Raw genomic sequence first — 15,147 nt, forward strand, 5'->3', positions numbered from 1 at the left:
CGTCCGCCTAACGTCGCCCGCGTCAGCACCACTCCTCGTCTCCTGGGGGCACCATGCGAGAACACGAGTTCTGGAGCCTGATCCGGACGGCACGCAGACGGCGGCGCCGGCACTCGGGCATCGACGACGGCACGGACGCGGTCCAGACGATCGCCGTCCTCGAGCACCTGCTCGGCGACCGTCCGCTCGCCGACATCATCGGCTTCCAGCACGCACTGGCCGGCGTGCACGCCCGGGCACACCGCTGGGACCTGTGGACCGCGTTCGGCCTCGCGCTCGGCGGCGCCGACCACGACCGGTTCCACGACGGCGTCGCGTGGCTGGTCCTGCAGGGCCGCCGCACGTACCGCCGGGTGCTCGCCGAGCCCGACGCGCTCGCCGAGTTCCGGATCCAGCGCGTGGATCTGCAGGCGGGCGGACTCCTCATCGACCTGACCAGGGATCTGCTCTACATCGACGAGGACATGGAGCTCACGGCCACCCTCGACCTGCTGCTCGGTGACGTCGATCCTCCGGACCCGCCGCCGGGCGACCCTCCGACCTACGACCTCGCCGCGCTGCGGCGGCGCTACCCGCGGCTCGTCCGGGAACGCGTCCCGCCGGGAGCGGACGCGCTCGCGGCCTTCGTGAACGGGGCGGTGCTGCGATGACGACGTCCCTGGTCGACGCGGTCAGGGCCGGCCTCGCGGAGCTCGCCGACCCGGCGAAGGCCCCGGACATGCGCCGCTACATGAAGTCCGAGCTGCCGTTCCGGGGCGTCCAGAAGCCCTCGCGGCAACGGCTGGCGACCCGGCTGTTCGCCGAGCACCCGCTGCCCGGCAGGGACGCGTGGCTCGCGGCCGTGCGCAGGCTCTGGAGGGAGGCGGCCTACCGCGAGGAGCGCTACCTGGCCATCGACCTCACCGGCTACCGCGCCTACGCCCGCTGGCAGGCGCCGGATCTGCTGCCGCTGTACGAGGAACTGATCGTCACCGGCGCGTGGTGGGACTTCGTCGACGAGGTCGCCATCCACCGGGTCGGCCCGCTCCTGCGGGCCTTCCCGGACGCGGTCGAGCCCGCCATCCGGGCGTGGGCCCACGACTCCGACCGCTGGAAACGCCGGGCGGCGGTGATCTGCCAGATCGGATCCAAGGCGGAGACCGACACCGGTCTACTGGCCTCCTGCATCGAGGCGAGCCTCGCCGACGGGGACTTCTTTCTGCGCAAGGCAATCGGGTGGGCGCTGCGCCAGTACTCCCGCACCAGCCCGCAGTGGGTCCGCGCGTTCGTCACGGCTCACCCGGACCTCGCACCGCTGTCCCGCACCGAAGCACTCAAACACCTGGGGGAGACACAGCATGGAGACACCGGAGTTCATCACCCACGTCCATGACCAGCACGACGCCTGGCTGCGGGCCACGATCGAACGCCTCGGCTGGGCCGTCACCTACGTCCACGGCGAGGACGGACACCCGCCGTTCGGGTACACGATCGGCCTGACCGAGCACGGCAATCCGGAACTGATCATGTTCGGCACGACGCAGGACACCACGGCGTACGCACTCAACGAGCTGGCCAGGCGCTTCCGCGTCGAGGGCATGCTGGGCACCGGGGCCCCGGTCGGCTTCGAGGCGACGGCACACCGGGTCTGGCTGGTGCCGGTGCGCGACTCCTCCGAGCACCTGCTGTGGGCCAACCGGCGCTACCGCGAATCCGGACGGTCCGCCGATCCCCGCCTGGCAGGCGGTGTACGACGACCGGCACGGCCGTTTCCCGTGGGACGCCGGCTACACCCTGCCGCCCGGTCTGCAGCCGGTGCTCGGGACACCGCCGGGAGGCCGTCGATGATCCCGCACCGGGCAGCCCGCCGGCACGGGCCGCCGGACGGTGCGCGCGCGGTCAGCCGCGCAGGACGGCACCGAACCGCTCGGTCGCGGCCGCCACCGCGGCGTCGCGGGCCTGAGTGGCCTCCTCGACGGTGAGTGTCCGGTCGGGCGCGCGGAAGCGCAGCTTGTACGCCAGCGACCGCTTGCCTTCACCGACCTGCTCGCCGGTGTAGCTGTCGAACAGGGCGACCTCCTCCAGCAGCTCACCGGCGCCCCGGCGCAGTGCGTCCGCCAGCTCGGCGGAGGGCACGGTGGCGTCGACGACGAGCGCGACGTCGAGCAGCACCGGCGGGAACGGCGAGATCGACGGGGCGGGCCGGTTGTCGAGCAGCGGGATCGCGTCGAGGTCGAGTTCCATGGCGACCGTGCGCTTCGGCAGGCCGAGCGCCTCGATCACCTTGGGGTGCAGCTCACCCGCGTGTCCCACCGGCCAGTCGCCGACACGCAACCGCGCGCACCGACCGGGATGCCACGGCAGCAGGTCCGCCGCCTCGGTGCGCACCTCGACGCCCGCGGCCTCGGCCACGGTGCGGGCGGCCTGCACGGCGTCGGCCCAGCTCGCGTGCTCGCCCTCGCCCCACCAGCCGGGGCGGCGGCGATAGCCGGAGAGCACCGCGGCGACATGCACGGGCTGGTCGGGCACCGCTTGCTCCAGGGCGGCGAGCTCCTCGTCGCCCGGCCGCTGCTCGACGCCGGGGTCCGGGGCGTGTCCGTGCTTTTCGCCGGGCAACACCACCTGGCCGATGTGGAACAGCGCGAGGTCACGGAAACCCCGGGCGATGTTGCGCTGCATCGTCTCCAGCAACCCGGGCAACAGCGTGGTGGCGAGCTGGTTCTTGTCCGCCTCCAGCGGGTTGCGCACGGCGAGGGTGCGGCGGCGCGGGTCGTCCTCCGGCAGCGCGAAGGCGTCCCACACCGAACCCGGTACGAACGGGAACGGCAGCACCTCGACGAACCCGGCCTCGGCGAGCGCCCGCGAGACGGCCCGGCGGCGGCGCTGCGCATCGGTGAGGCCGCGGCCCGCGGGGGCGGGCGGCAGCGTGGACGGGATGCTGTCGTAGCCCTCCAGCCGCAGCACCTCCTCCACGAGGTCGGCAGGCTGAACGAGGTCCCCGCGCCAGCTCGGCGGCACGGCCGTGACAAGTGCGGTGCCGTCGTCGGCGGTGCCGACGGCGATCTTGCAACCGATCTGGGTGAGCCTGCGCACGGTGACACCGCGCTCGTAGCGCACGCCGGCCACCTGGTCGGGCAGGCTGATCGGCATGGTGATGGCCTCGGGCTGGGGCGGCTCGCCCTCGTCCGTGCGGCCAGGCCGGATGCTGCCGTCGCCGTACTGGCGCAGCAACCGCGCGGCCCGCTCGACCGCCACCGCGCACAGCTGCGGGTCGGTGAAGCGCTCGAACCGCTTGGCCGCCTCGGAGAACAGCTTGTGCCTGCGGGCCGTGCGGCTGATCGACGCCGGGTCCCAGTGGGCGGCCTCGAGCAGCACGTCGGTGCTGTCGTCGTTGATCTCGGTGCCGGCGCCGCCCATGGTGCCCGCGAGCGAGATCACGCCGCTGTCGTCGGCGATCACCACGTCGTCCGGGTCGAGCGCGCGCTCGGCGTCGTCGAGAGTGACCAGCTTCTCCCCCGGCTTGGCCCTGCGCACCACGAGATCGCCCTTGACCGAGCCCGTGTCGAAGGCGTGCAGCGGGTGGCCGAGCTCCAGCATCACGTAGTTGGTGACGTCCACGGCCAGCGAGATGGAGCGCATGCCCGCGAGCAGCAGCCTGCGGCGCATCCACCACGGCGTCGGCGCGCCCGCGTCCAGGCCGGTGACCCGGCGGAGCACGAACCGGTGGCAGCCTGCCGGGTCCTCGATGCGGACCGGCCAGGCGTCCTCGTCGGCGGCGGGCACCTCGATCTTGGCCGGGTCACCGAACGGCGCGTCGAGCGCGCACGCCAGCTCCCTGGCCAGCCCGCGGACCGAGAGCGTGTACCCGCGGTCGGGCGTCGGCGCCAGCTCCAGGACGGTGTCGGCGAGGTCGAGCACCTCGCGGGCGTCGTCGCCGGGACTCGCCGTGCCGGACGGCAGCACGAGGATGCCGGTGTGGTCCTCGCCGAGCCCCAGTTCGCGGGCCGAGCAGATCATGCCCTCGCTGACGTGGCCGTACGTCTTGCGCGCGGAGATGGCGAAGCCGCCGGGCAGCACGGCACCGGGCAACGCCACCACGACGAGGTCCCCCTCGGCGAAGTTGGTGGCGCCGCAGATGATGCCGTTCGTGCGCGGGCGGGTCGGGTCGACGTCCTCGTCGTCCTCCGCCTCGGTGGCCGTGTCCCCGGCGTCCCGGTCGGTCTCGGTGTCCTCGGCCTCCGGGGAGTCCTCCGCGTCCTCCGCGGCGTGCGCCTGGTCCCCGACCTCGACGCGGCAGTAGCGGATGGGCTTCTTGAAGTCGGTCAGCTCCTCGAACTCGACGACCCGGCCGATCACGAGCGGGCCGGTGACCTCACCGACGCGCTCGACGCCCTCGACCTCGATCCCGATGCGCACGAAGGCGTCGACCAGCTCGTCCGCCGTGACGTCGTCGCTGAGCTCGAGGTGCTCCTTCAGCCAGCTGACGGGGACTCGCACTACGCCTCCGTTCCGAAGGGAAGGGTGAACCGGATGTCGCCCTCCACCATGTCACGCATGTCGGGAATGCCGTTGCGGAACTGCAGGGTGCGCTCCAGGCCCATGCCGAACGCGAACCCCGAGTAGACCTCCGGGTCGACACCGCAGGCGCGCAGCACGTTGGGGTTGACCATGCCGCAGCCGCCCCACTCGACCCAGCCCGCGCCGCCCTTCTTCTCCGGGAACCACACGTCGACCTCGGCCGACGGCTCGGTGAACGGGAAGAAGTGCGGCCGGAACCGGGTGCCCGATTCCTCGCCGAAGATGGCCTTGGCGAAGGCGTCGAGCGTGCCCTTCAGGTGCGCCATCGTGATGCCCTTGTCCACGGCGAGGCCCTCCACCTGGTGGAACACCGGGGTGTGCGTGGCGTCCAGCTCGTCGGTGCGGAAGGTGCGGCCCGGGCAGACGACGTAGACGGGCAGGTCGCGGTGCAGCAGTGCGCGCGCCTGCACCGGCGAGGTGTGGGTGCGCAGCACGAGGTTGGAGTCCTCGTCCCCGACGTAGAAGGTGTCCTGCAGCTGGCGGGCCGGGTGATCCTTGCCGAAGTTCAGCGCGTCGAAGTTGAACCACTCCGCCTCGAGCTCCGGCCCTTCGGCGACCTCGTAGCCCATGCCGACGAACACGTCGGCGACACGCTCGGCGATGGTGGTGATCGGGTGCCGGGCGCCCCGGGGCACCCGGTCCCACGGCAGCGTGACGTCGACGGCCTCCTCGCGCAGGACGCGCTCGTCACGCTCGGCCTGCAGCGTGGCCAGCCGGGAGTCGTAGGCGGCCTGGATCTCCTGCCGTGCCTCGTTGACGCGCTTGCCCGCGTCGGCCTTCTCCGGTTTCGGCAGGGCACCGATCGCGCGGCGCGCACGCAGCAGCGGAGACGAGTCACCGAGGTGCGCGGGCTTGACACCCGCAAGGCCGTCCAGATCCGTGGCCGCGGCGAACTGCTCCTTCGCCGCCGTGACGGCGGCCTCCAGCGTCGCGGGCGCGAGCGCGTCCGCCGACTCCGGCTCTTGCTTGTCGTTGGCTCCGGACATGGCTCCTCGGCGTCCGCTGACGGTCTGGAGATCCCACGCGTACGTGGGCGATTGACGAGGTGGATTCTAGGTGATCGGTGTCCGTCACCCTGGGTCAGGGCCGATTCCGCAGCGCACTGGCGTACAGGCAGACGGCGGCGGCGGTGGCCAGATTCAGGCTCTCCGCCTTGCCGAACAGCGGAACCCGCACCACGTCGTCGGCGAGTGCGAGCACGTCGGCGGGCAGGCCGTGTGCCTCGTTGCCGAACAGCCACGCGGTCGGCTCCCCGAGCCCGGTCGCCGTGCGCAGGTCGTGCTCGGCGTGGCCGTGGGCGGCGACGACGCGCAGCCCGGCCCGCGAGCAGGCCGCGAGCGCGGCGGCCACGTCTCGTTCCCTGGCGACGGGCAGGTGGAAGAGGCTGCCGGTGGAGGCGCGGACGCACTTGCCGTTGTGCACGTCCACGGCGTCCCCCGCGAAGACCACCGCGTCGGCTCCGGCCGCGTCGGCGACCCGCAGCACGGTGCCGGCGTTGCCCGGATCGGCGATGCCGGCGAGCACGGCCACCAGTCGCGGGCGCCCCGCCAGCGCGGTGGCGAGCGGCACGGTGACCAGGTCGCAGACGGCGACGATGCCCTGCGGGGTCACGGTTTCGGAGAGCAGTTCGGCGGCCCGCTGGTTGACGAAGGTCACCGCGGGCGCCTGCTCGACGAGGTCCCGGTGCCGCTCGGTGGCGGCCTCGGTGACGAAGACCTCGTGCACCTGTCCGTGACGCAGGGCCTCACGGACGGCCTGGGCTCCCTCGGCGAGGAAGCGGCCGGCGTCGTCCCGGCCGGAGCGGGTGGTCAGCCGCCGGGCGGCGGCGACCCGGGGTGTCTTGTGCGTACGGACCAAGACATCCCCGGGCCGGTCGTCGCTGGCGATCAGGCCGACTTCTTGACGTCGGCGGGGATGTTCTGCTTGGCGACCTCGGCCAGCGACGTGAACGCCTCGGGGTCGTTCACCGCCAGCTCGGCCAGGATCTTGCGGTCGACCTCCACACCGGCGGCCTTCAGGCCCTGGATGAACCGGTTGTAGGTGACGCCGTTCTGGCGGGCCGCCGCGTTGATGCGGGTGATCCACAGCTGGCGGAAGTCACCCTTGCGGGCACGGCGGTCCCGGTAGGCGTAGTTGAGCGAGTGGAGCGTCTGCTCCTTGGCCTTGCGGTACAGCCGCGAACGCTGGCCGCGGTAGCCGCTGGCCAGTTCGAGAGTTGCGCGACGCTTCTTCTGGGCGTTGACCGCCCGCTTGACGCGTGCCACGGGTCCATCCTGTCGGTCTCGGGGGGCGCGGTGTCGGGTCTCGGGGCGCCCCGGGTGGTTACGGCGAGTTCTGGGCGGTCAGCGACCGAGCAGTCGCTTGACGCGGCGCACGTCCGGCGCGGCGACCTCGGTGGTGCCCTCGAGCCGGCGGGTGACCCTGCTGGACTTCTTCTCCATCAGGTGACGGCGGCCGGCCTTCTGGCGGCGGACCTTGCCGCTGCCGGTGAGGCGGACGCGCTTCGACATCCCGCTGTGCGTCTTGTTCTTCGGCATTGCTTCTCTCTTTCAGACGGCAGCACACCGCGGGGCGGTGTGCTGCGCTGGTTGTCTGCGATGTCGCGCCGCGGTCCGCTGGACACCACATCGCGGCGGGTCTCCCCGCCCGTGTTACCGGCCGGCGCCGGTCGTCACGACTCGGCCTTCTCGGCCTGCTTGCTCGCCTTCGACTTCGCCTTCTTGTGGGGCGCCAACACCATGATCATGTTGCGGCCGTCCTGCTTCGGCGACGACTCGATGAACCCGAGCTCGGACACGTCGTCGGCGAGCCTCTGCAACAGCCGGAAGCCGAGCTCCGGGCGGGACTGCTCACGCCCACGGAACATGATCGTCACCTTGACCTTGTTACCAGCCGCGAGGAAGCGGGACACGTGTCCCTTCTTCGTCTCGTAGTCGTGCGGGTCGATCTTGGGACGCAGCTTCTGTTCCTTGATGACGGTCAGCTGCTGGTTCCGGCGGGACTCACGGGCCTTCTGGGCACTCTCGTACTTGAACTTGCCGTAGTCCATGAGCCTCGCCACGGGCGGGCGTGCCTGCGGGGCGACCTCGACGAGGTCGAGGTCGGCTTCCTGGGCGAGCCGCAGCGCGTCCTCGATCCGGACGATGCCGACCTGCTCACCGTTCGGTCCCACGAGGCGAACCTCGGGAACACGGATGCGCTCGTTGATGCGCGTCTCGGAGCTGATGGGGCCTCCTTGGTCCAAGTGTCGCTCTTCTTGTCTCGACCTGGTGCCCACATACCACGGGCCCCGGCACAAGTACTGTCGTACCCGTGAGCGGGGCCCTCAATCCGATCGGCACCTGGCCTTGCCAGGTGCTCCACGGCAACGACGGCGGCTGACCGCCCGCTGCCGCGGGACCGGACCCGGCCGCCTGTCGTAGTCGGGCGGCGACTCGGGTGGGAGCGGGGCTCCACTTGCGGCCCCCGATCGCTCGGGGGCTGGTCGCACGTGGAAGGGTACCAGACGTGGTGGATAACGCTTCACAGCAGCCCGAGAATTCCCCGGACGTCCGCGAGCTGCACGAGATCCCGAGCGTCGAGGTCATCAGCAGGGCCGCCGTCATGCTCCTCTCCGCCGCCGCCGAGCGGCTCGGCCTCGCCGAGGACGAGCCCGAGCGCAGCCCCCACCGCGACCTGGACGAGGCCCGCAGGCTCATCACCGCCCTCGCCGGGCTGGTCACCGCGTCCGGCGAGTACCTCGGCCTGCACGCCGCGCCGCTGCGCGACGGCCTGCAGTCGCTGCAGAGAGCCTTCCGCGAGGCCTCGGCGGTGCCGGACGCCCCCGGCCAGGGCCCCGGCGAGAAGTACACGGGCCCGGTGTACTGACCGCTCCCCAATGCCACATTCGTAGCGTTGAGCGCCACCAATGCCGCATTGGGGAGCGTGGTGCGGCGTTGACCGGCTCCCTGCCTCGGTGCTAGATGTGGGTGGTGCACTGAACGCAATGAGCGTTCCATCTACCGCAACGGAGCTCTCGCGATGAAGCCTGGCACGATCGACGCCTCCGCACTGCGGGAGTTGCGCGACGAGCGGCTGGACTGGCGGTTCAAGGGCCTGTCGTCGGCGCTGTGGGGACGCACCCTCGGCGATGCGGCCGCCACCAGGCCCAACCTGTTCACCAGTGGCTTCGTCGGCCCCATGGTGGTCCTGGAGTCGGCGCCGCTGGAGCACAACCTGCGCACCATGGCGGCCTGGTGCGACGACCACGGCGTCGCGCTCGCACCCCACGGCAAGACGACCATGGCGCCGCAGCTGTTCGCGCGCCAGCTCGACCACGGCGCGTGGGGAATCACCGCGGCCAACGCCGCACAACTACGGGTCTACCGCGCCTTCGGCGTGTCGCGGGTGCTGCTGGCCAACCAGCTCGTCGACCCGGCCGCGCTGCGCTGGCTCGCCGTCGAACTGGCGGACGACCCGGCCTTCGAGTTCTGCTGCTGGGTCGACTCGGTGCGCGGCGTGGAGCTGATGACCGAAGCGCTCGCGGACGCGGTCCGGCCGGTCGACGTGCTCGTGGAACTGGGCGCCGAGGGCGGGCGCAGCGGTGTGCGCGACACGGCGACGGCATTCTCGATCGCCGACGCGGTGGCCGCGAGCCCGGTGCTGCGGCTCGCGGGCACCGGCGGCTACGAGGGCGTACTGGCCGGCGACGCCACGCCCGCGTCCCTGCGCCGGATCGGGTCCTATCTCGACGGTCTGCGAGCGCTGACGGTCACGCTGGCCGAGGCCGGCCATTTCCGGAACGTGCCGCGGGTGCTCGTCACCGCGGGCGGCAGCGCCTACTTCGACGTGGTCGCCGACGGGCTCACCAACGGCTGGCCCGCCGGGCTGGACGTGCTGCCGGTGCTGCGCAGTGGCGCCTACCTGACCCACGACGACGGCGCCTACCGCGCCGTGTCCCCGCTCGGCGACACCCCCCGCTCGAACGGTGCGGCCCTGCGCTCCGCCCTGCGCGCCTGGGCGCACGTCACGTCACGGCCGGAACCGGGGCTGGCACTGCTGACGCTGGGCAGGCGGGACGCCTCGTTCGACGCGGGCCTGCCCGAGCCGCAGCTGCGCCGCGCCGCCCGCGGAGGGCCGCCGGAGCGCCTCGCCGGGCACACGGTCACCAAGCTCAACGACCAGCACGCGTTCGTGGCCCTGCCGCCGGACTCGCCGCTGGAGGTCGGCGACTGGGTGGGCCTCGGTCTTTCGCATCCGTGCACCGTGTTCGACAAGTGGGCGCTGCTGCCCGTGGTCGGCGAGGACGGCGAGACGGTCGTCGACTTCGTGCGCACCTACTTCTGACCGCGGGCGGACGCACGACCTCTAGGCTTCCCGGTGTGGACCTCACCTCGCCGGTCGCCACGGCGACGAAGGACCGGCTGGTGCGCCGCTTCGGGCCGGCGGTCGGCAGGTGGTGGCAGCAGGTCCCCGCGACGCTGACCGCGCTCGCGGCCCGCTGGGCACTGGCGCTCGGCGAGCCGGTCGGCACCGGCAACACCTCGCTCGTCCTGCGCTGCGTGCGCGCCGACGGTACGGCGGCGATCCTCAAGCTCACTCCCGAGCCCGCGATCGCCGACGCCGAGGCGCGGGCGCTGCGTGCCTGGCAGCCGTCGGGCCGGGTGCCCGGACTCTGGGGACACGACGCGCGGGCGGGCGCGGTGCTGCTCGAAGCGGTCCCGGGCGAGGCGACGCTCGCCGGCCTGGGCGCGAACCCCGGCCTGGACGCCGTCGCGGAGCTGATCCGCGCACTGCACGCCGTGCCGCCGATCGACGTCCCGCCGCAGCCGGAACGGGTGGATCTGCTGTTCCGGCTGTGGCTGCGCCGCCATGCGGCGGACACCGCGCTGGTGGCACTGCTGGAGCGCGGCCACGCCCTCGCGCGGGCGCTCGCCGCCGACCCGGTGCCCCCGGTGCTGCTGCACGGCGATCTGCACCCCGGCAACGTGCTCGACGGCGGGCCGGAGCGCGGACTGGTGGCGATCGACCCACGGCCGTGTCTCGGCGATCCGGCCTCCGACGCGATCGACTGGGTGTTCACGGGCCCGGCCTCCGCCTGGCGGGAGCGGGCGCGGGACCTGGCAGCGCGGCTGGACGCCGATCCCGGCCGGCTGTGGCGCTGGTGCACGGCGTTCGCCGCCGCGGCGGCGCTGGGCGCGGACGGCGAGCGCGCCAGGGCGTTGCTGGCCATCGCCGCCTGAGGCGCGGTGTCAGGACACCGGCGTGTAACGCACCTCGGGCCTGCCGACGCTGCCGTAGTGCGGGCGGCGCTCGGCGAGCCCGCTGTCGGCGAGGTACTCCAGGTAGCGGCGCGCCGTGACACGTGAGACCCCGGTGGCCGTGGCGACGGCAGCGGCGGACAGCCCGTCGGTGGCCTCGGCGAGCACGGCGCTGATCGCGTCGAGGGTCGCGCCGCTCATGCCCTTCGGCAGCGAGCCGTGGTCGGGGCTGCGCAGCGTGGCGAGCATCCGGTCCACATCGGCCTGCCCGCTGATCTCGCCGGAGCGGGCGGCCCGGTCGTGGAACTGGGCGTAGCGCTCCAGCTTGTCGCGCAGGGACGCGAACGTGAACGGCTTCAGCAGATACTGCACCACGCCGGCGGACACGGCCGCGCGGACGACGGCGAGGTCACGGGCCGAGGTCACGGCGATCACGTCGGCGGTGGAGCCCGCCGCACGCAGCGCCTGGCACACGGCGAGCCCGTGAGTGTCGGGCAGGTAGAAGTCAAGCAGCACCAGATCGACGGAATCGCGAGCGCAGAACCGGACGGCCTCGTTGCCCGCGTGCACGACGCCGACGACCGTGAAGCCGGGCACGCGCTCGACGTACTCCCGGTGCGCGTCGGCGGCGACCGGGTCGTCCTCCACCACGAGCACGCTGATCACGCCACGATCGTCGCAGGTCGGGCGCGTGCTCACGGCAGCGGGATGCGAACCGTGAACACGGCGCCGTCGTGGTTGCCGACCTCCACGGTGCCGCCGTGCCTGCGCACGGCCTGCCCCACGAGAGCGAGCCCCAGCCCCCGGCCCCGCTCGCCGCCGGGCTTGGTGGACCAGCCCTTGCGGAAGATCTCGTTCGCCGTGCCCGCCGCGATGCCCGGTCCGCTGTCGGCGACCCGCAGCAGCAACTCGCCGTCGTCGGCGCGGACCGTCACCGTCACCCGCGCTCCGCGCCCGGCGGAGCCCTCGATCGCCGCGTCGACGGCGTTGTCGATGAGGTTGCCGAGAATGGTGATCAGGTCCCGCGAGTCGACGCCCAGCTCGGTGTCGGCCACCACCGTGTCGTCGGTGAGCACCAGCTCGACTCCGCGTTCGCTGGCCTCGCTGGACTTGCCCAGCAGCAGCGCGGCGAGCACGGGCTCCGACACCGCGCCCACCACGCGGTCGGTGAGCTGCTGCGCGGTCTCCAGCTCCTCGGTCGCCAGCCGCACCGCCTGGTCCGTGCGGCCCAGCTCCACCAGCGACACCACGGCGTGCAGCCGGTTCGCCGACTCGTGGGCCTGCGAGCGCAGCGACTCCGCGAAGCCGCGCACGGTGTCGAGCTCACCGGTGAGCGTCTGCAGCTCGGTGTGGTCGCGCAGGGTCACGACGTTGCCCATGGCGTGGTCGGCTGAGCGGACCGGCATCGTGTTGACCAGCAGGACGCGGGTCTCGGTGACGTGCAGCTCGTCACTACGCGGCTCGGTGGCGGTGAACGTGGCGGCGAGGTCCGCCGCGAGCCCGAGTTCGGCGACCGGCACGCCGCTCACGTCACGGGGCAGGGCGAGCAGCTCGCGGGCGGCGTCGTTGCACAGCACGACCCTGCCATCCCTGCCGACGAGCACGAGTCCCTCCCGCACCGAATGCAGGATCGCCTGGTAGTACTCGAACATCTCGCTCAGCTCGGCGGGCGCCACGCCTCTCGTCTGCCTGCGCAGCCGCGCGCTCACGAGGTAGCTGCCACCGAGACCGACCACGAGCACACCGCCCGCGACGGCCAGCAGGGCCTCGATCCGCTCCCCGAGCTCGGCGGAGATCGCCTGGACGGTGATGCCTGCCGCGACGAGCGCGACCACCCGCCGTTCACCGCCGTCGGTGCGGTCGAGGACGGGCGCCACCGCCCGCACCGAAGGCCCGAGCGTGCCGGTGTAGGTCTCGGTGAAGAGCCTGCCGCGCAGGGCGGGTCCGGTGTGGCCGAGGAACCGCCGGCCGATCAGCGCCGGATTCGGGTGGGTGTAGCGGATGCCGCGCGGGTTCATGATCGTGATGAAGTCGACGCCCGTGTCGGCACGGACCCGCTCGGCGACCGGCTGCAGCCGCACGCTCGGGTCCCGGTCCTGCACGGCGGAACGCACACCGGGCGAGCCTGCCAGCGTCGCGGCGACCGCGGTCACCTCTTCGGCTGCCTTGTCCTCCGCGGCCTGCGCGGCGTCGGCGTAGGCGAGCGCGGCGCCGCCGCCGACGAGGGCGCCGACGAGCACGACCTGCAGGAGGAGCAGCTGGCGGGCCAGGCTCCAGCCCCTGCCCCGGGAAACACGCATGCCTCATGACAGCACAGCGTCCGGCGAACGAAATGAACACAACCGTGACCGCGGTGGTGACGGTGCCCATAGTCGTCGTGATTCCCAGTCGTCCCCACGAGGAGGCAATGTTGCCTGAGCCGTCGATCGCGGCCGGCCCGGCGCCAAGGCGCCGCGACCGGATGCACTACCTCTATCTCGCGGTGATCGCCGCGGTGCTGCTCGGCGTGATCGTCGGGTTCGCCGCCCCGGACTTCGCGGCGGAGCTCAAGCCGCTGGGCAGCGGTTTCGTCAGCCTCATCAAGATGATGATCAGCCCGATCATCTTCTGCACGATCGTCCTCGGCATCGGCTCGGTGGCCAAGGCGGCGCAGGTCGGCAAGGTCGGGGTGCTGGCGCTCGGCTACTTCCTGCTGATGTCCACCTTCGCCTTGGCGATCGGCCTGGTGGTGGGCAACATCCTGCACCCGGGTGAGGGCCTGCAGCTCGACCCCGAGTCCGTGGCCAAGGTGCAGGAGCAGGCGTCGGAGGGCGAGGGCACCGTCGACTTCCTCCTCGGCGTCATCCCGGAGACGCTCGTCTCGGCGTTCACCGAGGGCTCGGTGCTGCAGACGCTGCTGGTGGCGCTGCTGGCCGGGTTCGCGCTGCAGAAGCTCGGCCCGGCAGGCGAGCCGATCCGGCGCGGCGTCGAGCACATCCAGCGGCTCGTCTTCCGCATCCTGGCCATGATCATGTGGGCGGCGCCGGTGGGTGCGTTCGGCGCCATCGCGGCCGTGGTCGGCGAGACCGGCTGGGCGGCACTGCGCAGCCTCGCCGTGATCATGCTCGGCTTCTACGCCACCTGCCTGCTGTTCGTCTTCGGCGTGCTCGGCACCGTGCTGTGGCTGGGCGCGCGGATCAACGTGTTCAAGCTGCTGCGCTACCTCGGCAGGGAGTTCCTGCTGATCGTGTCCACCTCGTCGTCGGAGTCGGCGCTGCCGAGGCTGATCGCGAAGATGGAGCACCTGGGCGTGAGCAAACCGGTGGTCGGCATCACCGTGCCCACCGGCTACTCGTTCAACCTGGACGGCACGGCGATCTACCTGACGATGGCGACCCTGTTCATCGCGACCGCGCAGGGCAGCCCGCTCGGTCTCGGCGAGCAGATCTCGCTGCTGCTGTTCATGGTGATCGCCTCGAAGGGCGCCGCCGGGGTCAGCGGCGCGGGCATCGCGACGCTCGCGGGCGGGCTCCAGTCGCACCGGCCCGAGCTGGTCGACGGCGTGGGCTTCATCCTCGGCATCGACCGGTTCATGTCGGAGGCCCGCGCGCTGACCAACTTCGCGGGCAACGCGATCGCGACCGTGCTCATCGGCGTGTGGACCAAGGGCTTCGACCGAGGGCAGGCCGACCGGGTCCTGGCGGGCGGCGATCCGTTCAACGAGGCCACGCTGCTCGACGAGCACGAAGCCCCGCGTCAGGAGACCGAGCCGGTGAAGCAGCCGGCGCCCGCCTGACGCGTGCCGGAGTCCGGCGCCGGTGTCCCCCCTCCCCCGACCGGCGCCGGGGACCGGGCCGGGCCCGTGATCGCGGGCCCGGCCCGGCTCCTGCCCTGCTCAGCTGAGCCAGGCCCGCAGGCCGCGCAGGCCGCGGCGCATCATCGCCGCGTGGTTGGCGCGAAACAGCGGATGAGCCACCGGGGAGAAGACGCGCAGCAGCGGTTTGGCCGCCACCACGTGCTGCACGATGTGCAGGTGCGTGCCGTGGCCGTTCGGCAGCACCCGCCCGGTGAGCGAGCCTTCGAGGTCACCGGACAGCGTCACGCCGAGCCGTCCGGCGGCGGCGTCCTGTTCCATCCGCCGCACGCGAAGGGTGAGCGCGAAGGGCAGGGTGGCCCGGCAGACGAGCTCGGCGGTGTCGTCGTCGATGCGCCGCACGGAGCGCACGTCAGGCCACCAGCGAGGGTAGGCGGCGAGGTCGACGACGGTGGCGAAGACGACGGAAGCCGGCGCGCCGATCGTCCAGGTTGTCCGGAACCGGTAGCGGGTCAGCGACACCTGTCCATTATCCGCTCCACGTCCCTGCTTCCGGAC

At 72.4% G+C, this 15,147-nt stretch carries 16 protein-coding genes; 7 read left to right on the plus strand and 9 right to left on the minus strand.

The genetic code is table 11. The features are described from left to right. Positions 1-53: 53 nt before the first annotated feature. From BAY60_RS32755 to BAY60_RS32765, 3 genes are read left to right on the plus strand one after another with little or no spacing between them, the layout of a single operon-like run. A complete protein-coding gene (locus tag BAY60_RS32755; RefSeq protein WP_112285249.1) occupies positions 54-650 on the plus strand; it encodes a DUF4240 domain-containing protein in 597 nt (198 codons plus the stop codon). Further along, a complete protein-coding gene (locus BAY60_RS32760) occupies positions 647-1,372 on the plus strand; it encodes a DNA alkylation repair protein (protein ID WP_112285250.1) in 726 nt (241 codons plus the stop codon). The genes BAY60_RS32755 and BAY60_RS32760 overlap by 4 nt, the downstream gene beginning before the upstream one ends. Further along, positions 1,338-1,961 carry a DUF4262 domain-containing protein gene (locus BAY60_RS32765; protein ID WP_112285251.1) on the plus strand — a complete coding sequence of 208 codons (624 nt, stop codon included), beginning with the start codon at positions 1,338-1,340 and terminating at the stop codon, positions 1,959-1,961. Before BAY60_RS32760 ends, BAY60_RS32765 begins: the two co-directional genes overlap by 35 nt. Here BAY60_RS32765 and pheT read toward each other — a convergent pair. From pheT to infC, 6 genes are all read right to left on the minus strand, one after another. Beyond that, entirely contained in the window at positions 1,879-4,476 is a 2,598-nt protein-coding gene (gene pheT / locus BAY60_RS32770; RefSeq protein WP_112285252.1) for a phenylalanine--tRNA ligase subunit beta, read from the minus strand. The two genes, BAY60_RS32765 and pheT, sit on opposite strands and share 83 nt — an antisense overlap. Next, positions 4,476-5,543: a phenylalanine--tRNA ligase subunit alpha gene (gene pheS, locus BAY60_RS32775; RefSeq protein WP_112285253.1), complete on the minus strand. Its 1,068-nt coding sequence runs from the start codon at positions 5,541-5,543 to the stop codon at positions 4,476-4,478. Before pheS ends, pheT begins: the two co-directional genes overlap by 1 nt. Positions 5,544-5,637: 94 nt before the next feature. Then, a complete protein-coding gene (locus BAY60_RS32780) occupies positions 5,638-6,414 on the minus strand; it encodes a TrmH family RNA methyltransferase (protein ID WP_211330543.1) in 777 nt (258 codons plus the stop codon). Positions 6,415-6,443: 29 nt separating this feature from the next. Next, positions 6,444-6,821, minus strand: coding sequence for a 50S ribosomal protein L20 (gene rplT, locus BAY60_RS32785; RefSeq protein ID WP_112285254.1), 378 nt, complete (start codon positions 6,819-6,821; stop codon positions 6,444-6,446). Between the two features lie 78 nt (positions 6,822-6,899). After that, positions 6,900-7,094: a 50S ribosomal protein L35 gene (gene rpmI, locus BAY60_RS32790; RefSeq protein ID WP_112285255.1), complete on the minus strand. Its 195-nt coding sequence runs from the start codon at positions 7,092-7,094 to the stop codon at positions 6,900-6,902. Positions 7,095-7,228: 134 nt separating this feature from the next. Beyond that, positions 7,229-7,834, minus strand: a complete 606-nt coding sequence (infC, locus tag BAY60_RS32795) for a translation initiation factor IF-3 (protein WP_112285256.1) — start codon at positions 7,832-7,834, stop codon at positions 7,229-7,231. A 230-nt stretch (positions 7,835-8,064) separates the two neighbouring features. Between infC and BAY60_RS32800 the strand changes: the two genes are divergently transcribed. The 3 genes from BAY60_RS32800 (at position 8,065) to BAY60_RS32810 (ending at position 10,778) form a co-directional block, all read left to right on the plus strand. Further along, the gene (locus tag BAY60_RS32800) at positions 8,065-8,424 is read left to right on the plus strand and encodes a DUF1844 domain-containing protein (protein WP_112285257.1); all 360 of its coding nucleotides are present in this window, start codon (positions 8,065-8,067) and stop codon (positions 8,422-8,424) included. A gap of 153 nt (positions 8,425-8,577) precedes the next feature. Next, positions 8,578-9,882, plus strand: a complete 1,305-nt coding sequence (locus BAY60_RS32805; protein ID WP_112285258.1) for an amino acid deaminase — start codon at positions 8,578-8,580, stop codon at positions 9,880-9,882. Positions 9,883-9,917: 35 nt separating this feature from the next. Then, entirely contained in the window at positions 9,918-10,778 is an 861-nt protein-coding gene (locus BAY60_RS32810) for an aminoglycoside phosphotransferase family protein (RefSeq protein WP_170160634.1), read from the plus strand. A 9-nt stretch (positions 10,779-10,787) separates the two neighbouring features. On the opposite strand, the gene BAY60_RS32815 is transcribed toward BAY60_RS32810, so the two are convergent. Both BAY60_RS32815 and BAY60_RS32820 read right to left on the minus strand, forming a co-directional pair. Next, positions 10,788-11,462, minus strand: coding sequence for a response regulator (locus BAY60_RS32815; RefSeq protein WP_112285621.1), 675 nt, complete (start codon positions 11,460-11,462; stop codon positions 10,788-10,790). Between the two features lie 29 nt (positions 11,463-11,491). Continuing rightward, the gene (locus tag BAY60_RS32820; protein WP_112285259.1) at positions 11,492-13,096 is read right to left on the minus strand and encodes a sensor histidine kinase; all 1,605 of its coding nucleotides are present in this window, start codon (positions 13,094-13,096) and stop codon (positions 11,492-11,494) included. A gap of 161 nt (positions 13,097-13,257) precedes the next feature. Between BAY60_RS32820 and BAY60_RS32825 the strand changes: the two genes are divergently transcribed. Further along, the gene (locus tag BAY60_RS32825; RefSeq protein ID WP_112285622.1) at positions 13,258-14,571 is read left to right on the plus strand and encodes a cation:dicarboxylate symporter family transporter; all 1,314 of its coding nucleotides are present in this window, start codon (positions 13,258-13,260) and stop codon (positions 14,569-14,571) included. Between the two features lie 99 nt (positions 14,572-14,670). On the opposite strand, the gene BAY60_RS32830 is transcribed toward BAY60_RS32825, so the two are convergent. Next, positions 14,671-15,111, minus strand: a complete 441-nt coding sequence (locus BAY60_RS32830; protein WP_112285260.1) for an SRPBCC family protein — start codon at positions 15,109-15,111, stop codon at positions 14,671-14,673. Positions 15,112-15,147: the final 36 nt, after the last annotated feature.

It is taken from the genome of Prauserella muralis, from assembly GCF_003202285.1.
In the GTDB taxonomy this organism is placed as follows: Bacteria; Actinomycetota; Actinomycetes; order Mycobacteriales; family Pseudonocardiaceae; genus Prauserella_B; species Prauserella_B muralis.